Here is an 18398-nt window from a genome sequence, read left to right on the forward strand (position 1 = left end):
AATTATGCTCCAGAATCCTATAAAGCCTCTTTAATTGCGCATGCCTTTAAAGATTTGTTGCTCACACAATGCAGGCAGCAGGGTTTAAGAGTAGATGTAGTAGTTAGGTGTCGTGGAAATGTACCAGTCCATTACTGTATAACCCTTAACTAATATTTTATAAAATGAAAAACACCTATTTACTAACTCTATTGATGTTGATTTTCTGTGTTGCTACAGTAAGAATCTCCTATGCACACGGTGGCGAGAAGCACGAAAAGAAAAAAACTGAAACCACTGTAGTAAAGGCAGAAACTGCTGATACAGCTCAAGTACCTCAAACAGCACAAGATACCGCCAAGGCACAACCACATGCACCAGCTGCAACCGAGCATACGGAGGCACATGAGCATACCCCCAGCGAAGTGCATGCCTCGCTCAGTGATTTTCCGAACACACACCCGCTGATCGTGCATTTCCCTATCATGCTGCTGATGGTAGCTGCAGCTGTGCTGCTTGTCAACATCCGATTCCTGAGTAAAGAGCTGAATTGGGTTGCCACCGTTGCTACCTTGATAGGGTTTGGCACTGCTTATCTGGCTGCTAATTATAACCACCCCCACACAAGCGGGCTGACAGCACATGCCCAGCTGGTGCTGGACCAGCACGACCTGTATGCTGAGTGGACTGTGTACTTGGGTGCTGTCGGTGTGGTGGTGCAGTTACTGAGCCACTTCCTTTTTAAGGGTAAACGCTGGAGTGTGGCCGTGGCTGCACTTGTTTTAACTGGTTCGGCGTATGCGGTATCTATGGCAGGGCATTATGGCGCGCAGCTTGTGCACATAGAAGGCGTAGGCCCACAAGGCAAGTACCTGGAAGAGCATCACCATTAGTATGCCGCCCTAGAAAGTGAGTAGCTTACTCTGCAACATAAACAAGAGGTTTCTTAATAATGCTTGAAAGCTTTAAGAAGCCTCTTGCTTTTTGACACGTATTGACAGTAGCAGGTAGGACTTAAGGTGAATGTTTGCAGTACCATGTACTCTGCTTCTATAAAGACGCATAAACGATTTGCTCTTTTACCAAGGTGTGCTAAGGAAATTAAGGGTCCTACTCAAAACAGTCACCTAAGTTATTTACTTAATAAATTAGCGCAAGAAGCATACTTGATCCTTATACTATTAGGCACAGTTTCATTAGCATGCACAGATTGTAATAACAGGGGATTTTCAGGTGCATACCGATAAGGAGAATGAAGCAGGTTTCCGCTTTAGGTTCAACCGTTTCTTTTCGTTAAGTACCAGCTATGACAGCAATTACAAAGAGGTGCTGGTTTAACTTGTCATTATTAGTAAAAAATTGTAAATGTTTAATAAGAACATTATAAATTTTATATACTGCTATTATTAATTTAGTATCTAGCTTTTTATAATTTCAGTTAACTCAATAAGTCTTTGTAGTTGTTTCCATGTATCAAGAAAAAATCGCCTCAGAAGAGACCCTCTTACAGCTTGTCAACCGCTATAAAACAGACGCAGAATCTGTCTATAACACGTGGTTTATCAACAACGATGACAGATTAAAAGCTTTCAGGACCATACGCCGGGGCGTCCACCAGGTAATTGCCGACATCAAGGCTGGCACCTTCGGGAACGATTTCAAAGGCTCTTCGCTTGAGTTTGTCTTGAGCTGCATTGCCGAGCAAAAACAGGTCTTTGTAGGGATTGCCCATCCTTTTTATTGGAAACCAAAGCTGAGAATACCTGATATTTATGAAAATGAGGCTAACAAAAGGGCTTTTGGCCAATTCTTGCAAGCTTGTCTAACTGCAACAAAAGAAGAACAGCTTTTACGCGAAATAATCTTACTTGACCAGAAGAAGATTAAAGGGCTCGGGCCTGCTGTAGCAAGCATCCTTTATTTCCTGCATCCTACTCTCATACCTCCTTTTAACACTGCCATTGTCAATGGTTTCAATAAACTGTTTGGAGAGAATATCAAGCTTGGTTCCTGGAAAGAGTATCTCCGCATGCGAGAGCTTATCCTGCAAGTCAATAATAAGTTCCGACCTCACCTGTCTACTGATCTGGGAGCTATCGGGGGATTGTTATTTGATATTGGGGATATGAAAATACTTGCCACTGGGCAGCAGGCTATAGCAACAGAAGATATACTAAAGATAGAGCGGCAGCTCGCCAAAAGGCATAAGGAAGTGATGGATGAACAGCTGGAGGACAATCTTCACACCGAGATGCAGTATCATCTACTGAAAGTTGGGAGAGCCCTTGGCTATGATGTGTCATGCGCAAGCAATGACAAGAGCAAAAAGTTTCAGGATGATGCCTTTTCGTTCCTTTGCATGGGTACTATACCTGATTTGGGTATAGATAAAGAGACACAGACTACAATCGGGCTGATTGACGTGCTTTGGTTTGAAAAGCACACAAATAAAGTTGCGGCTGCCTTTGAGGTGGAAAAAAGCACGTCGATTTACTCGGGTATACTGAGGCTAACAGATTTGCACTATAGCCTCGGACACCACGTTACATCCCTTTACCTGATTGTGCCTGATAATCGGGAGAAAGAAGTTCGTTTACAACTCAGCAGGCCTTCCATTAGGAGCAGCTCTGCCTCATTCCACTACATCCTCTTCTCTGAGTTAAGGACACATTGCGATGCTATTTGTAAGTTTGGAGTAGACAAAGGGAGCCTGGTAAAGATTGCCTCCTCACTTGATTTTTAACTTGGTGAACTGACACTGCACTGCAGTTACTACAAACACATTAGTGGCAGCATGTATGACAACAACTTTTTATTCTTCTAAACCTTAATATTTTAATGATGAGAAAAAATACTTTTACCCTACTTCTGGCATTTGTAATGCTGCTCTTTATTAAACAATCATTTGCCCAGGCTACAGGCAATCCTGAATCTGAACAGGTAAAAAAAGTGCTAAGCTCTTACAAAGCAGCTATTGAGGCCTTGGACGTCTCTAACACTACCCATCTCTTCGCAAAGGACTCTAAAGTATTTGAATCAGGCGGCGTAGAGGGGACCTATTCGCACTACCTGGACCACCACTTAGGACCTGAACTTAAAGTGTTCAAGTCTTTTAACTACAGTGACTACAAGGTAGATGTGCAAGTAGATGGGCTTTACGCTTTTGCAACGGAGACTTACATCTATACTATAGTGTTGGCAAAAGACGGTAGTACCATTAAAAAGAAAGGGGTGGCTACCTCTACGTTAAAAAATAACAATGGAAAATGGGAGATTGTAAGCTTACACAGCTCCTCCAGAAACACAAAATAAATTCTAAAGCATTGTTCTAGTTTCCGATATTTAGCTTAAGCAATGCAAGAGGCGCTCAAAGAAGCTAAGTGGTTTGTCAGAAGTAAATAAAGAAAACTGAGTTTGCACATTTCCGTTACGAACACGAATAGCTCAGATAAGAAAGCAGTCTTCCATTGCGTAAGTCCCTGTCCCATAGCAGGGACTTACTTTTTTATCCATACCAGGAGCAAGTTTGATGAATCAGCCAGCTGAGTAACCGGTTTGGACAATTGACTTGAAGAAACTGCATCTGTGGAAAGGAGCTGCTTATTGTGATATATGTGGGCCTGCTGCTTTGTCACCCAAAATTAAGAAATTGAGCAACAGAACAGCATCTTGAAAACGGAGTGTTACCAATATGAGTATAAATAGAAATGCAAGCCTTGACTGCGCATTCTCATTCAATAATAGCCACGAATCGTTATGAACCTCGACCCTCACTCTAATCAGAATAATAGGCAGAGACACCACCATCACTCGCACCACGGGACACCTCAACGCCAGGAGGCCATGCAGCAAAAAGACCAGATAACGGAACGGCTGGAGGAGAAGACGCTGCACGGGCACGAGCACGCCATGCACGAAGACACCACCGGTCATCCACCGCACGGGGAGCACGGCCACGACCATCATCGCATGATGATCGCTGATTTTCGTAAAAGATTCTGGATATCGCTGGTGTTGTCTATCCCTGTGATCCTCCTGAGCCACATGGTGCAAAACATTCTGGGATATTCATTGCAGGTGCCGTATAGCCTACACATTTCTTTCATTCTTTCTTCCATCATCTACTTCTACGGCGGCTGGCCTTTCCTGACGGGGCTGGCCGAAGAAGTAAAGAAAAGCTCCCCGGGGATGATGACCCTAATCGGCGTCGCCATCACAGTAGCTTACCTCTACAGTACTGCCATTGTGTTTGGGCTGGAGGGCATGGACTTCTTCTGGGAACTGGCCACGCTGATCGTGATCATGTTGCTAGGGCACTGGATCGAGATGCGCTCGGTGCTCGGCGCCTCTAAGGCATTGGAGTTGCTGGTAAGCATGATGCCTGCCGACGCCATGCTCATCAGGGATGGGGAAACCGTGCAGGTGCGGATCGAGGAGTTGCAGAAAGGCGACCTGATCCTGGTGAAGCCCGGCGAAAAGGTACCAGCCGATGGCGTGGTGGAAGACGGCGAAAGCTACCTCAACGAGAGTATGCTCACCGGCGAGAGCAAGCCGGTAAAAAAGAACAACAACGCCAAAGTGATCGGTGGATCCATTAACGGTAACGGGGCGCTACGGGTGCGGGTGGAATACACCGGCAAGGAAAGCTACCTCAACAAGGTGATTAAGCTGGTGCAGGACGCGCAGAAGACCAAATCGGAGACGCAGCGCTTGGCCGACCGCGCGGCCAAATGGCTCACCTACATTGCCCTCTTCGCCGGCTTTGGTACCCTGGCGGTTTGGCTGCTGCTGGGTCAGGAGTTTGCCTTTGCCCTAGAACGAATGGTAACGGTGATGGTGATCTCCTGTCCGCATGCGCTGGGGCTGGCGGTGCCTTTGGTCGTGGCGATCTCCACGGCTGTCTCGGCCAACAACGGCCTGCTCATCCGCAACCGCACAGCATTCGAGAACTCCCGCCTCATCACCACCATCATCTTCGACAAGACCGGCACCCTCACCCAAGGCTCCCACGAGATAGCCTCGGTGGTCACATTCGACAAAGCTGTAGACAAGCAGGAAATGTTACGCTTAGCGGCTGGCGTGGAGCAGAACTCCGAGCACTTCATCTCGCAGAGCATACTCCGGAGAGTGAAAGAAGAAGGTATAGCGGTGCCTCCTTCCCAATCATTCAATTACCTGCCTGGCAAAGGACTCGAAGGTATGGTGGAGGGCAAAGATGTGAAAGTAGTGGGGCCCAACTACATCAAAGAATTTAACATACAAGTACCTTCAAGTGAGGCCGAAGAAGGCGTGGAAACGGTAGTCTATACCTTGGTTGACGGCCAGCCGGTGGGTTATATCACCATGCGCGACCAGATCCGCGAGGAGTCTGCCGAAGCCATACGGGTGCTGAAAGAGAACGGCATTAAAAACCTGCTGCTGACCGGCGACAACGAGCGGGTAGCCAAAAGTGTCAGCGACAAGCTGCAGATGGACGGCTACCTGGCCAACGTACTGCCGCACCAGAAACAGGAAAAAGTAAAAGAGCTGCAGGACAAGGGCGAGTTTGTGGCCATGACGGGCGACGGTGTGAACGATGCCCCTGCCCTGGCCCAGGCCGATGTTGGGATTGCCGTCGGCTCCGGCACCGATGTGGCCGCCGAGACAGCCGACATCATCCTGGTGAACAGTAACCCGCAGGACATCGCCTCGCTCATCCTCTTCGGCAAGGCCACCTATCGCAAAATGATCCAGAATCTGATCTGGGCTACCGGCTACAACGTCATCGCGCTGCCCCTGGCTGCAGGTGTGCTATACCAGCAAGGTATTATGGTTTCACCAGCAGTGGGTGCCGCCCTAATGAGCCTAAGCACGGTGATTGTAGCCATCAACGCGCAGTTACTCAGGAGACAGATAAGATAGAATATGTGAGTTAGTGCACACTACCGATTAAAAACAGCCACATTTATTACTTGTTTCTTTCAACAATCAGATGTAAAACAAAATAAACTCAGAACTATGGAAAAGATAAATAAGCAATTACCAATAAAAATGCTGTTTATAGGAGTAGTCCTCCTTCTTGCAGCCTGTAGCCAGGAAAGCAAGAGAGCAGAGACTGCCACAGCTACCGACGCCAAATCAGATACGAGGCTGGGTGAAGATCACACCCAGCACACTATGCAAGGGGGCGAGATGGCGGGCATGATGGCTCATATGCACCGGAATATGGAGGAAATGCAGGGCATGAGAAGTAAAGTCACAGGCGATCCTGACTATGACTTTGCTCAGATGATGAGCATGCACCACGAGGGAGCCATTCGCATGGCAGAAGAGGAAATAGCGAATGGCACAGATAGTGAGATGAAGGAAATGGCCCAGAAGACCAAAGAAATGAATCAGGCTGATATACAAAAGCTGCAGGACTTTTTAGGAAGACATGCACCTACTGCAGGCGACACCACCACTACTATGCGCATGATGAAGCCGATGAAGTCTATGATGGATGACATGCACCAGAACATGGGGCGCATGAATGGTAAGAACACTGACCAACACTTTGCCCAAATGATGATCTACCACCATGAAATGGGCAATGAGATGGCAAGTGAGTTTCTGAAGATGGGAAAGACTCAGGAAATGAAACAGATGGCTCAGAAAACCATTAACGAACAGGAAAAAGAAATTCAGGAACTAAAGAGTTGGCTGGATCAGAACAAAGAGTAAGTTTTGTGGCTTTCCAGATCATGGTGGTGACCCAGATCATGGTGGTGACGCGGCCTGTTAAAGGAGCAGACGTGCCGTCAACCTATACGTTACTGTCTACGAGCCCATAGCCGCTTTCTATACAATGCCCCATCAGCGCACAGGCTGTACTGTGTTCTTTGGCCGCTTCTCCTGTCTGGGCCGACGGAATGGTGCGGAGACAGGAGATGGCCACCACATTCCCTTCCAACGTTTCTTTTAAATGATCTGGTTTTGTTTCCATAGCTGTTCTTTGTTAATCCTGACTCAATTCTTTTGTTGAAGAAGTGGTGGCTGATAAACGCAGAACTAAGCCACCAATGTAACAACAAGGCTTAGAACCTTACTGTCAGGCCACCGCCTGCCCCGAAGCGATTGTCGTAGCTGCCCATGAGCGAGAAAGCTTTTGACATGAGGTACTCCAGCCCTACGTTCCAAGTCGTTTCGCTTCGGTAGTTGTCTACTCTGCCCGTGCCTTCCTCCGGAGCGAAATCGTTTACCCAGCCGAAGTCCGCCTGGTACTCATACTCCCCGAACAGGAAGGTGCGCGGAAAAATCAGCACCTCGCGGCTTAGGCTGACCTGTGGTCGCAGTTTGTTGTCAAGGCGCACATCGAGGTTGAACATGTAGGGCGTGAGGTATCGGATACCGGCAATGGCTGTCGTTTCCACCTTCTCCATGCTGTCCTCCTTCTCGTTCTCCACGTTCACACCGACAAATACGTTCAGGTAATCGTACAGGAACCTGCCGTAGGTAAACTCTGCCTCCAGGTTCTTGTTCCAGCCATACTCTGTCGACAAGGTAAACTGGTTGCGCAAATTCGACAGCACCATCCTTGTCTCACCCATATGCGAGGCAGCGTCCACGGCACCCCAGAAAAAGAAATGGTTGCTTTTGTTCGTCAGGATGCGGAGCGGGTAGCCTTTCAGCCGTGGGTCGCGGATCGTATCATAGCTGAAGATGCGGGCCATACCGGCATCGAGATGGTAGAGGATGTGGCAATGGAAAAACCAGTCGCCGTACTCGTTGGCGTCAAACTCGATCACCACCTTCTGCATCGGCGCCACGTTCACCGTGTGCTTTAGCGGCGAGTACTCCCCATGCTCGTTTATTACCCGGAAAAAGTGCCCGTGCAGGTGCATGGGGTGGTGCATCATGGTCAGGTTGTTGAGCGTGATGCGAGCCACCTCGCCCTGCCTGATCTTGATCTTATCCGCTTCCTTCAGGGGCACACCGTTCATACTCCAGATGTAGCGCACCATGTTCCCTGTTAGGTTCAGCAGTATCTCCCTGGCAGGCTTTCCTTCGGCAAAGTCAGTTGGCTCGGGGGCTTTCAGGTAGTCATAGTTGTACTCCGCAAACATGTCCATGCCGGGCATTCCCTCATGCTGCATCCCTATCCCCTTGCTGGCCTCCGGCTGATTCATCTGCGGCTTATCAGCAGCTTTATCATGCTTGCTATGGTCCATTTTAGAATGATCCGTTTCCATGGCTGCGGCGGTGTCTTTTGGCATTTCCTTGCCGTGCATGGTTTGGTCCATTTTGGTGTGATCCATACCCTTTGCAGCAGTGGTGTCTTTTGCCATCTGCATCTCCCTTTTCTGCTCTTCCATCTGGTGGTTCATTTTGGAATGATCCATCTTTTCAGCACCCGCCGTATCCTGCTTCATCTCCATGCCATGCGGGTGCATGTTCTGCTCTTCATGCTGTGGCTTGCCTTCTTTACCTTCCCCGTGCTCCGTATGGGTGCTGTCTCCCCCCATCTGCATCTCACCGTCCATCTGCATGCCCCATTCCTTCATCATCTCATGAGGCTCCTCTTCGCTGGGGTTGAACTTGGTGGCCGGTGCACCCATCTTCATATCCATGGCTGCCATCTGTTGCATCATGGCTATCTTATCAGGACGGGGCACATCGGGTGCAGGTATAACAGGTCCCTGGCCAAGCAGAGTAGAAGAATAGCCGGAGCCGTCCTGCGCGGTGGCTTTCATTTCCAGCTTCCCGTTCTGCGGAATGGTTACGATGAAGTCATACGTCTCGGCTACCGCGATAAAGGTCTTGTCGCGCCTGACGGGTACCACGTCCGGTCCATCGGCGGCGACCAGCAGTGGCGTGTCACCGCCAAAGGTCAGCCAGAACTGGCTGGAGGCGGCAGCGTTGATAACCCGCAGCCTTATCTTCTGCCCCGGCTTGAACTCCGGGTACTCCCGGACAGGCTGTCCGTTGCTCAGGAAAGCCGGATAATAGACATCGGCAATGTCGGCACCCTCCATGCGTTGCTTCCAGAAGTTGAGCTGCGCTCCCAGTGCTCCCCTGGCAATGACCCTGTTGAGCGGCACCGAGGTTCCCTTCTGGACATCGTATATTTCCAGCCCCCGCTTCAGCGTCTTCAGCACGTTTGTCGGCTTCTCGTGGGTCCAGTCCGAAAGCACCACCACCAGGTCGAAGTCATAGTCCAACTTTTGCTCCCTGTCCTCCACCACAATCGAGCCGTACACCCCCGACTGCTCCTGCAGGCCGGTATGCGAGTGATACCAGTAGGTACCGGTGTGCTTCATCTCAAACTCATACCTGAAGGTGGTGCCCGGCGCAACGGGCGGCGTGGTCAGGTAAGGCACCCCGTCAAAAAAGTTCGGCAGCAGGATGCCGTGCCAATGGATAGAGGTCTCCTCATCCATGTTGTTGGTCACGTTTATCACCGCGTAGTCGCCCACCTGAAACCGAAGGGTCGGGCCTGGTATGGTGCCGTTGATGGTCATGCCCATGCTTTTCTTCCCGGCTATCTTCACCTGCTCCTGGTCAATGGTAATATTATAAACAACAGTATCGGGTTGTGCTGTAGTCTCATTGGGGAAGTATAAAAGAAGTGCGGTTATGATTAGAATAAGTATGTTGACGTGTGGATTTTTCATAATGTTTATCTCCTATATATTTGTCTTAAACTATTTTAGTACAAGGTTTTCGGAACCTCATAATTATCAAGCGGTCAGGTCAACTTATACTCTTATACTTATTGGACTTACCACATGTTCTGAATCAAAGAAAATGTGGCTGAGGCTACATTCAAGGCTCTACGTCTATAGTAGTACAGTAGTACAGATACAGAACCTCACATAAGGCCTCCTAAGCCTGTCTACCCGTTTATATGAAAAGAAAAATTTTACTCTGTAAACTACCAATACTTGGTTCTGGGAGTTCTGCTTAATATGTTGACTATAATGGATCTGATCAAGATAACCTTTCTCCTCCAAAGACGGCGTCAGGATAACTAGTAGAGTCTCCAAGGTACCTGAGAACTGTTTTCTGTTGCTTGGGTAAGAACGGCAAATCGAGGTAACTTCGCGACACAAGCCCTACTGTGCTGATCTTCATGCTCCTGGTACGGATCACCGGACTTTGGAGGCACTTGAGTTACTCAATAATTGTTAATGCAGTCAGACATGGTCTCTTTAATGGACTGCGGGTGACATTGTGATTCCACCTCTGCTTCCTTTTCCAGATTCATCCATGTACCCTTAGCAAACTTATAGGCCAAGACCCCTGCACGGGTCACAATGTCAATACCAATGGCGATCCAGACACCAATAAGGCCCCAGCCCAGGGTGATTCCAAGGTAGTAGACCAGAACGGTGCGGATGGCCCACATACCAGCCGCCGTCAGGTACATGGGGAACTTCGTATTATTGGCAGCCTGGTACGCGCCTGTAAGCGTTAATAGGGCTGCCAGAAAAGGCTGAAACGCACCCGAAACCTTCAGGGCGTTCCCTATTTTAGAGATTACCTCCGGGTCTTCGGAGAACAGACTGCCTGCCCACTCTCCCAGGAAGAAGAGCAGTAAGCCCAGCACTCCCATAATGCCTACAGCCATCCAGGCCCCTATTTTTGTAAAAGAAATCGCCTCCTCTATTCTTCCTGCACCTATCTGCTGTCCGGCCAGTATAGTAACTGCTGTGGCAAAGCCATAACCTGCCATATAGGAGATTACCTCCACATTACCGGCAATCTGATGGGCGGCGAAGACGTTGGTTCCCAGCGAAACGATGAACCCGAAGTAGACGATCTGCCCTGCCCGCATAATGAGCACCTCACCGGCCGCAGGGCTGCCTAATGTAGCAAGCTCCTTCTGATGGCCCCAGTCAACAGACCAGAAGTCCTTCCGGAAGGCCAGCACCTCCGATCGCTGGATGTAGTAGACCAACAGAAGGGTCCCAAGTACACGGGAAGCAACTGTAGCCAAAGCAGCACCAGTAACTCCCATTTCAGGAAAAATCCAGAAACCGAAAATAAGGGCATAGCCCAGGAGCGCATGGAAAATGTTGATGATAATGCTGACTTTCATGGGGGCCCGTGTATTACCTGAGCCCCGTAAATTGGCACTAAGCGCAAACATGAGCGACATAAATACGGATGGGATACCCACAACCCGGAAATAGTCCTCCCCAATATCCAGCACCTGCTCTTCCAGACCCATGAGCGTGAGCAGGGGGCGTGCAAAAAATAGCGTTACGATACCTGTTAGTATGCCAAAAAGGATGGAGAGGATGATGGCCTGCTGCGCGATATGCCGGGCCCTTTCGACTTGGTTCGCTCCCAAGGCATTTGCCACCCTTACGTTTGCTGCCACCCCGATAGCCATAAAGACGGCAAAGTAGATAGCCAGTACAGCATTAGTGGCCCCTATGGCAGAAACCTCCGCTAGGCCTATCTTTGAGACGAAATAGACATCCACAAAGCCAATGAATGTCTGAAAGAAGTTCTCTACTACTGCCGGAAAAGCAAGGAGCAGGACAATCTTCATTTTATCGCGAAGAGTGGCAGTAACCGGTATGTCTACTTGCTCTTTGTTAGCTTCCATAGGCAACATTGCGGTTTCTAAAGATTTATCCTGTTGCGTCTAGTGATGGTGCCCATGAAGCCCCTGCCCAGGAAGCTCAGCTACTTGCACAACATAATCCAGGGTATACAGTAGCCCGTTCAGCAGGAATTGAATCCACACCCGGTATAATCCCGTGGCAGTAAAAGCAGAGTGCAGCACCAACACCTCCTCGTGCACCATGGGGTGGACATGAAGGTATTCTTTTGTATCCACATTGATCATGACTACATGGGCCTTGGCACCCAGAAAATCACCTAATAAAGAGACCGGTATGGCAGCCTCACCCTGTTTCATAGTAACGCGTATGGCATTAAGGTCCTGCACATCCAGTTGCACGCTTATATTGTCAACCGTTTTACTGAGCACATCCTGCTGGTAGCGCTGCACGTCTCTGCTATCACCGGCAACGTCCACCGATTTTCGGATAACAGCCGGTGCCGTATTCAGGGGCTTTACATCGCAGTAAAGCAGGAATTTGCCCCCAAAGGGAAATATGAAGTCAACAGAGTATTCCTTGCCTGCCTTTTCCGGGTGCTCGTGGGCAAAGAAAGAAAGGTCTTCTGATACTATGATGAGGTGAATGTCCTTGGTATGTACCTCTTCCAGTACAAGGGGAACACCGGAGGCCTCCTGGTTAACAGGTGTGAGAAGTAGTGTCACCTTTTCCTGTGCGCTTATAGCGGAAGGCTGAGAGCTTATTAAAACGTCAAACATCAATTAAGTTATTTAAATTGTTGTGCCCTGTAGGAGTTCATAGCCCCACTACAGCCTCAGAGCTATACGCTACATAAGTGACCACCTACCTCTCCAATATGGAAGGATATACCGTGTGCAGGCCGGCTTTATGAAGCGTACTAGTTACAATCTGCTGCACATACTGCTTAAGCATTTATCAAGGCACTGTTTCTATACTTAATGCTTACATAAGTCTTATGAAAGCGTGCTTGGTTATACCTTTCCGTGCACCCTTCTGTTTTATATATTCATGAGTTGTTTTTATATAAATTAGCTTTTAGCACTAGCTTGAGTCCCTCTAAAACAGGCAACATCTACCCTGACAGTGATTCCAAGTCTAAACTTGCCGGGCTTCCTGACTCTGCCAGCCCTATGCTTTTTAACTCCTTATTTGTTATTGCGTTTAGAAGAACGTGCTAACTATTCGATAGTGTCTGCTTGGCTTTAGATGGTAAGCACTCCTAATGGTAAGCAAGTCTAAAAAATCCCAACAATTCCGACTATCGATTTTCAAGTCCTTGCCACCGATGCCTACAACCCATATGATTTCAGCCTTGAATCCTGCTTGCTGCACCACATTTTCGATCCTGTGGGGATCAAGGTCTGTACCGGATACGCTTAACAGCTTGTCTTTACGTTCCGTATCAACGTGCCAGCGGCTTATACTTTCTTCTTTATCCAAGTAAGAAGCCACCTTTGTCAAGGCCTACTCGCTTTCGATGTTAGTTTTAAACTTGATTATTTCTATACAAATAAGAACTAAGGTCCAAACTCATTGCTCCTTACACTTTTGCACAAAACAGCTGCAGACAACCATGTGAGAGCAGAGAAAGTTACCACCTTTTGCTATTACGTGCGGCTTCAGGATACGGTACCTTTCAGCACTTCCTCCAGTTCGCGCTCCGTTATACTTCCCCAGTACCTCCTGTATTCCGACTCGTCAGTTGTATGCTGCACCGGTTCTAATTCAGGAGCCACCTGATAAAGTGCCGTCCGGAGCGCTACATAAGGTCTGTACCCGATGAGCAGCACGCCGTGGTCCCCTCCCTCGCGCCGGATGGTAAGGGTTGGAAAACGGGTAATACCATGCAAGCGCACCTGTCTGAGGTCTTCCTCAAAAGCCTTACGCGCCTCTTCTCCTCCCAAGTCACGTTCAAACACTTCTGCATTAAACACATCAGGTTGCGCCTCGGCTAAGCTACGTCCCACCTGCCGCAAAACATCCCGCCCGCCAATGTTCTGCCCCTGCAGCATTACAGCTTCACGCACTTTACGCAGGTATGCTTCCGAGGCTACCGGCGACTGCAGCCCGGCAGCCTTAACAGCAATACATGCAGGAAAAGAAGACGCAGGCGGGTTTTCGTACCAGATTTTATCCCGTATGGGCATACCGGAAACATACTTTGCTTCCATCCAGAGCGGCCCCATCTGCAGCGGACGATTAACTACGTTCATCGGGTCGTTAAAGCTTTCCCAGTTGGCAATAAGCCCGCCCATGCGGTAGCGCCATTTTACCTTGCCGCTGTACTCAAAGCGTAGACGCCGCCATTGGGGCTCCAGAGACCAGCTCCAGCAACAAAGAGGGTCGGTGTAGTATTCTATCTCCACCGACCCTGCTTCCTTTTTATTATCTCGTTTGTTTTCTCTTTCAACCATTCTCAATTGTTTCTCCTGCTTACAGGCTAATCTGAGGGTACTTGCACCACTGGTTCTCCCCTTTAGGTACTGCCGCTTTGACTTTTTTGCTTCGTTCCTGGCTCAACGCCTTGTCCATTTTATCAACAGATTTCATTGTACGGTCAGTACCATTTGTTTTGTGGTCAATCATGCCGTTGGTTTCCACCACGTGCCGGAAGGGCTCTTCCACGTACTGCCAGGTCTCCCCAAGGCCGGGGCTCTTGCCTTCGTTCCAGGGCCCTTTTACATCAGGTCCATTCGACATGTTAAAGTAGTTGTTGCTGTAACGCGGATCGCCCTGCAGTACACCTGGCGGGAAGTTTGGCTGTATCGTTTCCAGTGCCGCCTCAAACATCTGGAAGTGCGCCACCTCACGTGTCATCAGAAAACTCAGGGTTTCCTTTACATAAGGGTCATCTGTGAACTGCATCAGGTACTCGTATACAATTTTGGCCCTGGACTCAGCTGCTATGTTAGACCGGAGGTCAACGGTAGGATCTCCATTGGCATCCACATAAGAGCCATTCCACGGCACACCCTGGCTGTTGGTCAAAGTAGGGCCGCCGCCACTCAGCACGAAGAACTGCGGGTTGACCATGGCATTGTGGATGAAATCCTCTTTCTTCGCCTTCCCCTGTAGCAACTGCATGATCTCTGCCTCCTCGGCCGCGTTCTTTAACTCACCGTTGATCGGCCCCAGTAGCATCTGGATAGTAGCTCCGACAATTTCGAGGTGACTGAATTCCTCTGTGGCAATATCCATCAGCATATCATACTGGTCCGGATAGGGTTGACGCACACTAAATGCCTGCACAAAATACTGCATCGCGGCTTTCAGCTCTCCGTTAGCACCCCCAAACTGTTCCAGCAGCAGGCTGGCAAAGGCTGGGTCAGGTTTCGATACACGCGCATTAAACTGTAGCTCCTTTACGTGATAAAACATTTGTCCTCCTTTCTTAAATAAAACAAAAAATTGTCTTTTCTAAAACGGAGAGCAGAAAGGAGAGTTTGTAAAAATAAATTTTAATTATCTAGAATTTAATACTTTAGAAACGAACCTATACTGCCAGATAAGAACAGGTGTACGTAACTGAAGTGTAAAGGCAGGCTAGCAACAGGCACCCGAACTGTATATCAGAAACCTGAAACTTCCTATAGTACGGGTGTAAAACTGATCTTAGTAAAGTGAATATTACCTTTTGTTTCGTGCGGAAAAAACATAAGGCTGCAATGTTTACACTTTTGAAAAAAGGTATTAAGACAGGAAGCCTGGCTGCTAACACTGTTAGCAGCCAGGCTTTTAAATCTTCATTCGGTACAAAGCATACTACTACATATTACAAAGCATATTACTACATATTATGATGTTTGGTAGGTATACCGTGTTCATTCAGGAAAGCTGCCAGTTCCATTATTTCCTGCGACTGCTCTTCAATGATTAATCTGGCTTCTTCTAATGCCATTGCATCATCTCCCCACTTCAGCTCAGTTTCTGACATGGCTATCGCTCCCTGGTGGTGGCAGATCATGAGCTGGGCAAAGTCAACATCCGGATCAGGCGTATCCTTTACAGAACGCATGCAGTGCATCATAGCCATCATGTCTTCCCGCATCTCCATCATAAACATCTTGCACTCTTCTTTTGAGAGCGGCTCTGCGCCCGGGTGTGAAGCTAAAAAAGCCTGCAATCTTTCTTTGCTTTCCATGTTGCCTATCTTCGTTTTCTCGGCCAACGCAAGCGCTTCCGGCTCATGCCCATATTGCAGTTCCAAGTCGGCCATTTTAATTCCCATCTCGTGGTGCATGATCATCATGCTGGCAAAATCGATGTCGGGGTCGCAGGTCATCTCCATCTGGTTCATCATCTTCATCATGGAGTTGATGATATGCTGCATTTCCTTGTCAAAGGCTTTGTCATCTTCCCAGTAAGGACCCTTCGCAGCTTGCTCTGCAGTAGCACTTAATGGGGTTACAACATCCTGGTCCTTTTCGCAGCTACTGAACATAAAGACAGCAACTACCATAAGAGCAAAGCTCTTGATACTGATAAAACTAGTTTTCATACATGATGGATTAAGTGGTTAAAAGTTGTGATCAGAAAAACAACTTACCTGCCTCTTTTTCTTACAGAAGCTTCTTTTTCTGCATTGTAATTGGGCTCAAGCAAAAACCACCCTGACCGCTCTATCAGGTATAGAACAATCAGGGTGGTTCTTAGGTCTTGCATTGGGTCAGCACAGAGTAACAACTACGCCTGCTGGCAAGCCTGCTCGCAACGGCGACAAGCCTCAGCGCACGTACGGCAGTGCTCCATGTGCGAATGCTTCTCACACTCTGCACCACATTCTCTACACACTCTGGCACACAGATCCAGCACTTCTCTGGAGAAGGTAGAATCCCGTGATACATAGTCCAGTGCCATTTTACAGATGGCTGCGCAATCCAAGTCAAGTCGGATGCAGCGTTCCATCATTTTCACATCATCTTCCTGCAGGCAGGAAACTGCACAGTAGTTACAGGCTGCTGCACACTCAGCTAATGCGGTTATTAAGTCTTTATTCATAATTATCTGGATTTTAATGAAACATATGCTTGGTTATACCCATCCGAAGCCCCTTCCGTTTTATATATTCTTGAACTATAATTATATATTTTTGGTGGCGGTACTACCTTAGGTGCTCTTTAAAACAGGTAAAATCAGCCCTAGCAGTGGCTGCAAGCTTACATTTGCCAGGGTCTGTCACCTCTATGCTGTTTAACTCCCTACCTGTTATTGCGTTTAGAAGAACGTGCTAACGATGCGATGTACTTTATGAATTTGCTGTATCTCTTCTTGGGAGCTCTTATTTTTACCTTAATTGCACTGGATATCATTAAGACCACCTTTTCTTCTAGCGGAGGCGGTCGGATTACGGAATTAGTGTCTAGGGCGGTGTGGAAGACTTTCTTCTCTGTCTCAGGTAAAGAGGGGAAATCAAAATTGCTTGAGTATGCGGGACCATCTATCCTTACCTGCACGCTTCTGACCTGGGTCCTTGGGCTATGGGCAGGACTGTTCCTGCTGCTGCTCTCTGATCCAGACTCTGTTATAAACAGCACTACCTTATCCAGTGCCAGCCCTTTGGAGAAGCTCTACTATGCCGGCTTTACACTTTCCACTTTGGGAGTGGGAGACTATGTGGCATCGAATGATGTGTGGCGGATTATTACGAGTGTCACAGCTTTCTCAGGCTTAGCTTTCATCACTGCCTCCCTCACCTATTTTGTACAGGTACTATCTGCCGTAGGCTTGCAGAGCAAGCTCAGTCTTTACATTAACAGCATGGGTAAAACGCCACAGCAGATTCTGGTTAACAGCTGGGACGGGAAAGGCTTCTCCTCCTTTTTTGATAATGTGTCAGATATTTGCCAGATGCTCATGCAGCATACTGTTAACCACCATTCCTTTCCTGTGATTCATTACTTTCATAACTGTCAACCAAAGTTGTCTGTCGCGCCCGCCGTTGTGCTGCTGGATGAGGCACATCAGCTCCTGGAGCAAGCCGTTTCGCAGGATGTTATAAAGAGCGAAGTTAAAATGACAATGCTACAAACGGCACTGGATTCGTATCTGGAGATGGTGAAAGGAAGTTTCCTGAAAAACACTTCTCCCCAGGAAGCTGCTCCTATACCTGATATAGGGAAAATGGAGGAGAAAGGAGTTCCAATTAAAAACAGGGAAGAAGTAGAACAAACTTTTAAACAGAACCTGAAGGACCGCCGGAGACTGCTATCTTCCCTTTTGGAAATGGACGGCTGGCCCTGGAAGGAAGTGTATCAATCGTAAGTCGAGCACTTTCACAACCTTGTGTAAGATTTTAGATTTTAGATGGAGGTGCACTATTATTTATCTCTGCTTGGCTGAATTTAGGTTCCCGGATTAATTTAACACTAGTATCTCTTTCTATCAGCTGGGGTTTTACTAAAATCATTTTAGTGTATGCCTGGTTTTAAATGGTAAGCACTCCTAACAGTTTCTGCTATCGGCTTTACAAGTCCTTGCCACCGATGCCTATAACCCGGATGATTTCAGCTTTGAATCCTGCTTCCTGCTCCACATTTTCAATCCTTTGGGGATCAAGATCTGTACCGGAGACACTTAAAATATTTTCTGTGCTTCCAGTTTCCAGCTTCCACCTGCTGATACTTTCTTCTTTGTCCGGGTAAGGCGCTACCCTGGATATAGCTTCCTCATTCTCCACATTGGTTTTGAACTTGATTACTTCCATAGCAACATGTGTTTTTGCTTAAAATGAACGCGACAGTTTACACCAGGTTGTGCAACGGCTACGCTTTACGGCCTGTATGTATTCATCAGGCATGTTCGCTTACCTGCCTTCAAGCGGAATCTTTCCAAAAATTCTCTTATCTT

At 48.0% G+C, this 18398-nt stretch carries 15 protein-coding genes; 6 read left to right on the forward strand and 9 right to left on the reverse strand.

Translation table 11 applies throughout. From position 1 onward, the window contains the following. Window positions 1-164 precede the first annotated feature (164 nt). From C8E01_RS00260 to C8E01_RS00280, 5 genes are all read left to right on the forward strand, one after another. Window positions 165-872 (forward strand): hypothetical protein, encoded by a 708-nt coding sequence (locus tag C8E01_RS00260; protein WP_116541384.1) that lies wholly within the window; start codon window positions 165-167, stop codon window positions 870-872. Between the two features lie 791 nt (window positions 873-1663). Beyond that, window positions 1664-2722: a hypothetical protein gene (locus C8E01_RS00265; RefSeq protein WP_317046885.1), complete on the forward strand. Its 1059-nt coding sequence runs from the start codon at window positions 1664-1666 to the stop codon at window positions 2720-2722. Between the two features lie 95 nt (window positions 2723-2817). After that, the gene (locus C8E01_RS00270) at window positions 2818-3291 is read left to right on the forward strand and encodes a nuclear transport factor 2 family protein (protein WP_243409353.1); all 474 of its coding nucleotides are present in this window, start codon (window positions 2818-2820) and stop codon (window positions 3289-3291) included. Window positions 3292-3735: 444 nt separating this feature from the next. After that, complete coding sequence (locus C8E01_RS00275) at window positions 3736-5880, forward strand: copper-translocating P-type ATPase (protein ID WP_394342099.1); 2145 nt, start codon at window positions 3736-3738, stop codon at window positions 5878-5880. 96 nt (window positions 5881-5976) lie between these two features. After that, the gene (locus tag C8E01_RS00280) at window positions 5977-6681 is read left to right on the forward strand and encodes a DUF305 domain-containing protein (protein ID WP_116541385.1); all 705 of its coding nucleotides are present in this window, start codon (window positions 5977-5979) and stop codon (window positions 6679-6681) included. 82 nt (window positions 6682-6763) lie between these two features. Here C8E01_RS00280 and C8E01_RS21425 read toward each other — a convergent pair whose 3' ends face one another. The 8 genes from C8E01_RS21425 to C8E01_RS00320 form a co-directional block, all read right to left on the reverse strand. Beyond that, entirely contained in the window at window positions 6764-6943 is a 180-nt protein-coding gene (locus tag C8E01_RS21425; RefSeq protein WP_133242697.1) for a hypothetical protein, read from the reverse strand. A 91-nt stretch (window positions 6944-7034) separates the two neighbouring features. Further along, complete coding sequence (locus C8E01_RS00285; RefSeq protein ID WP_116541386.1) at window positions 7035-9611, reverse strand: multicopper oxidase domain-containing protein; 2577 nt, start codon at window positions 9609-9611, stop codon at window positions 7035-7037. A 503-nt stretch (window positions 9612-10114) separates the two neighbouring features. Next, on the reverse strand, window positions 10115-11554 hold the full coding sequence (locus C8E01_RS00290) for an MATE family efflux transporter (protein WP_116541387.1): 1440 nt from the start codon (window positions 11552-11554) through the stop codon (window positions 10115-10117). Between the two features lie 39 nt (window positions 11555-11593). Next, entirely contained in the window at window positions 11594-12235 is a 642-nt protein-coding gene (locus C8E01_RS00295) for a hypothetical protein (protein WP_133242698.1), read from the reverse strand. Window positions 12236-13171: 936 nt separating this feature from the next. After that, window positions 13172-13966 carry a DsbA family protein gene (locus tag C8E01_RS00305; RefSeq protein ID WP_116541389.1) on the reverse strand — a complete coding sequence of 265 codons (795 nt, stop codon included), beginning with the start codon at window positions 13964-13966 and terminating at the stop codon, window positions 13172-13174. A 19-nt stretch (window positions 13967-13985) separates the two neighbouring features. Next, entirely contained in the window at window positions 13986-14930 is a 945-nt protein-coding gene (locus C8E01_RS00310; protein ID WP_116541390.1) for a manganese catalase family protein, read from the reverse strand. Between the two features lie 409 nt (window positions 14931-15339). Next, on the reverse strand, window positions 15340-16050 hold the full coding sequence (locus C8E01_RS00315) for a DUF305 domain-containing protein (protein WP_116541391.1): 711 nt from the start codon (window positions 16048-16050) through the stop codon (window positions 15340-15342). A gap of 185 nt (window positions 16051-16235) precedes the next feature. Then, window positions 16236-16550, reverse strand: a complete 315-nt coding sequence (locus tag C8E01_RS00320) for a four-helix bundle copper-binding protein (protein ID WP_116541392.1) — start codon at window positions 16548-16550, stop codon at window positions 16236-16238. Between the two features lie 210 nt (window positions 16551-16760). On the opposite strand from C8E01_RS00320, the gene C8E01_RS00325 reads away from it, so the two are divergent. After that, a complete protein-coding gene (locus C8E01_RS00325; protein ID WP_243409354.1) occupies window positions 16761-17813 on the forward strand; it encodes a potassium channel family protein in 1053 nt (350 codons plus the stop codon). Between the two features lie 202 nt (window positions 17814-18015). Here C8E01_RS00325 and C8E01_RS00330 read toward each other — a convergent pair whose 3' ends face one another. Continuing rightward, complete coding sequence (locus C8E01_RS00330) at window positions 18016-18255, reverse strand: copper chaperone (protein WP_116541393.1); 240 nt, start codon at window positions 18253-18255, stop codon at window positions 18016-18018. Window positions 18256-18398 lie beyond the last annotated feature (143 nt).

The organism is Pontibacter virosus (assembly GCF_003096355.1).
Taxonomy (GTDB): domain Bacteria; phylum Bacteroidota; class Bacteroidia; order Cytophagales; family Hymenobacteraceae; genus Pontibacter; species Pontibacter virosus.

What these genes read in the sequence shown, in the direction of transcription:
- C8E01_RS00260 (WP_116541384.1), top strand. Translation starts at nt 165, where the DNA reads ATGAAAAACACCTATTTACTAACTCTATTGATGTTGATTTTCTGTGTT.
- C8E01_RS00320 (WP_116541392.1), bottom strand. Translation starts at nt 16,550, where the DNA reads ATGAATAAAGACTTAATAACCGCATTAGCTGAGTGTGCAGCAGCCTGT.
- C8E01_RS00280 (WP_116541385.1), top strand. Translation starts at nt 5,977, where the DNA reads ATGGAAAAGATAAATAAGCAATTACCAATAAAAATGCTGTTTATAGGA.
- C8E01_RS00285 (WP_116541386.1), bottom strand. Translation starts at nt 9,611, where the DNA reads ATGAAAAATCCACACGTCAACATACTTATTCTAATCATAACCGCACTT.
- C8E01_RS00315 (WP_116541391.1), bottom strand. Translation starts at nt 16,050, where the DNA reads ATGAAAACTAGTTTTATCAGTATCAAGAGCTTTGCTCTTATGGTAGTT.
- C8E01_RS00275 (WP_394342099.1), top strand. Translation starts at nt 3,736, where the DNA reads ATGAACCTCGACCCTCACTCTAATCAGAATAATAGGCAGAGACACCAC.
- C8E01_RS00305 (WP_116541389.1), bottom strand. Translation starts at nt 13,966, where the DNA reads ATGGTTGAAAGAGAAAACAAACGAGATAATAAAAAGGAAGCAGGGTCG.
- C8E01_RS00310 (WP_116541390.1), bottom strand. Translation starts at nt 14,930, where the DNA reads ATGTTTTATCACGTAAAGGAGCTACAGTTTAATGCGCGTGTATCGAAA.
- C8E01_RS00290 (WP_116541387.1), bottom strand. Translation starts at nt 11,554, where the DNA reads ATGGAAGCTAACAAAGAGCAAGTAGACATACCGGTTACTGCCACTCTT.
- C8E01_RS00270 (WP_243409353.1), top strand. Translation starts at nt 2,818, where the DNA reads ATGATGAGAAAAAATACTTTTACCCTACTTCTGGCATTTGTAATGCTG.
- C8E01_RS00330 (WP_116541393.1), bottom strand. Translation starts at nt 18,255, where the DNA reads ATGGAAGTAATCAAGTTCAAAACCAATGTGGAGAATGAGGAAGCTATA.
- C8E01_RS21425 (WP_133242697.1), bottom strand. Translation starts at nt 6,943, where the DNA reads ATGGAAACAAAACCAGATCATTTAAAAGAAACGTTGGAAGGGAATGTG.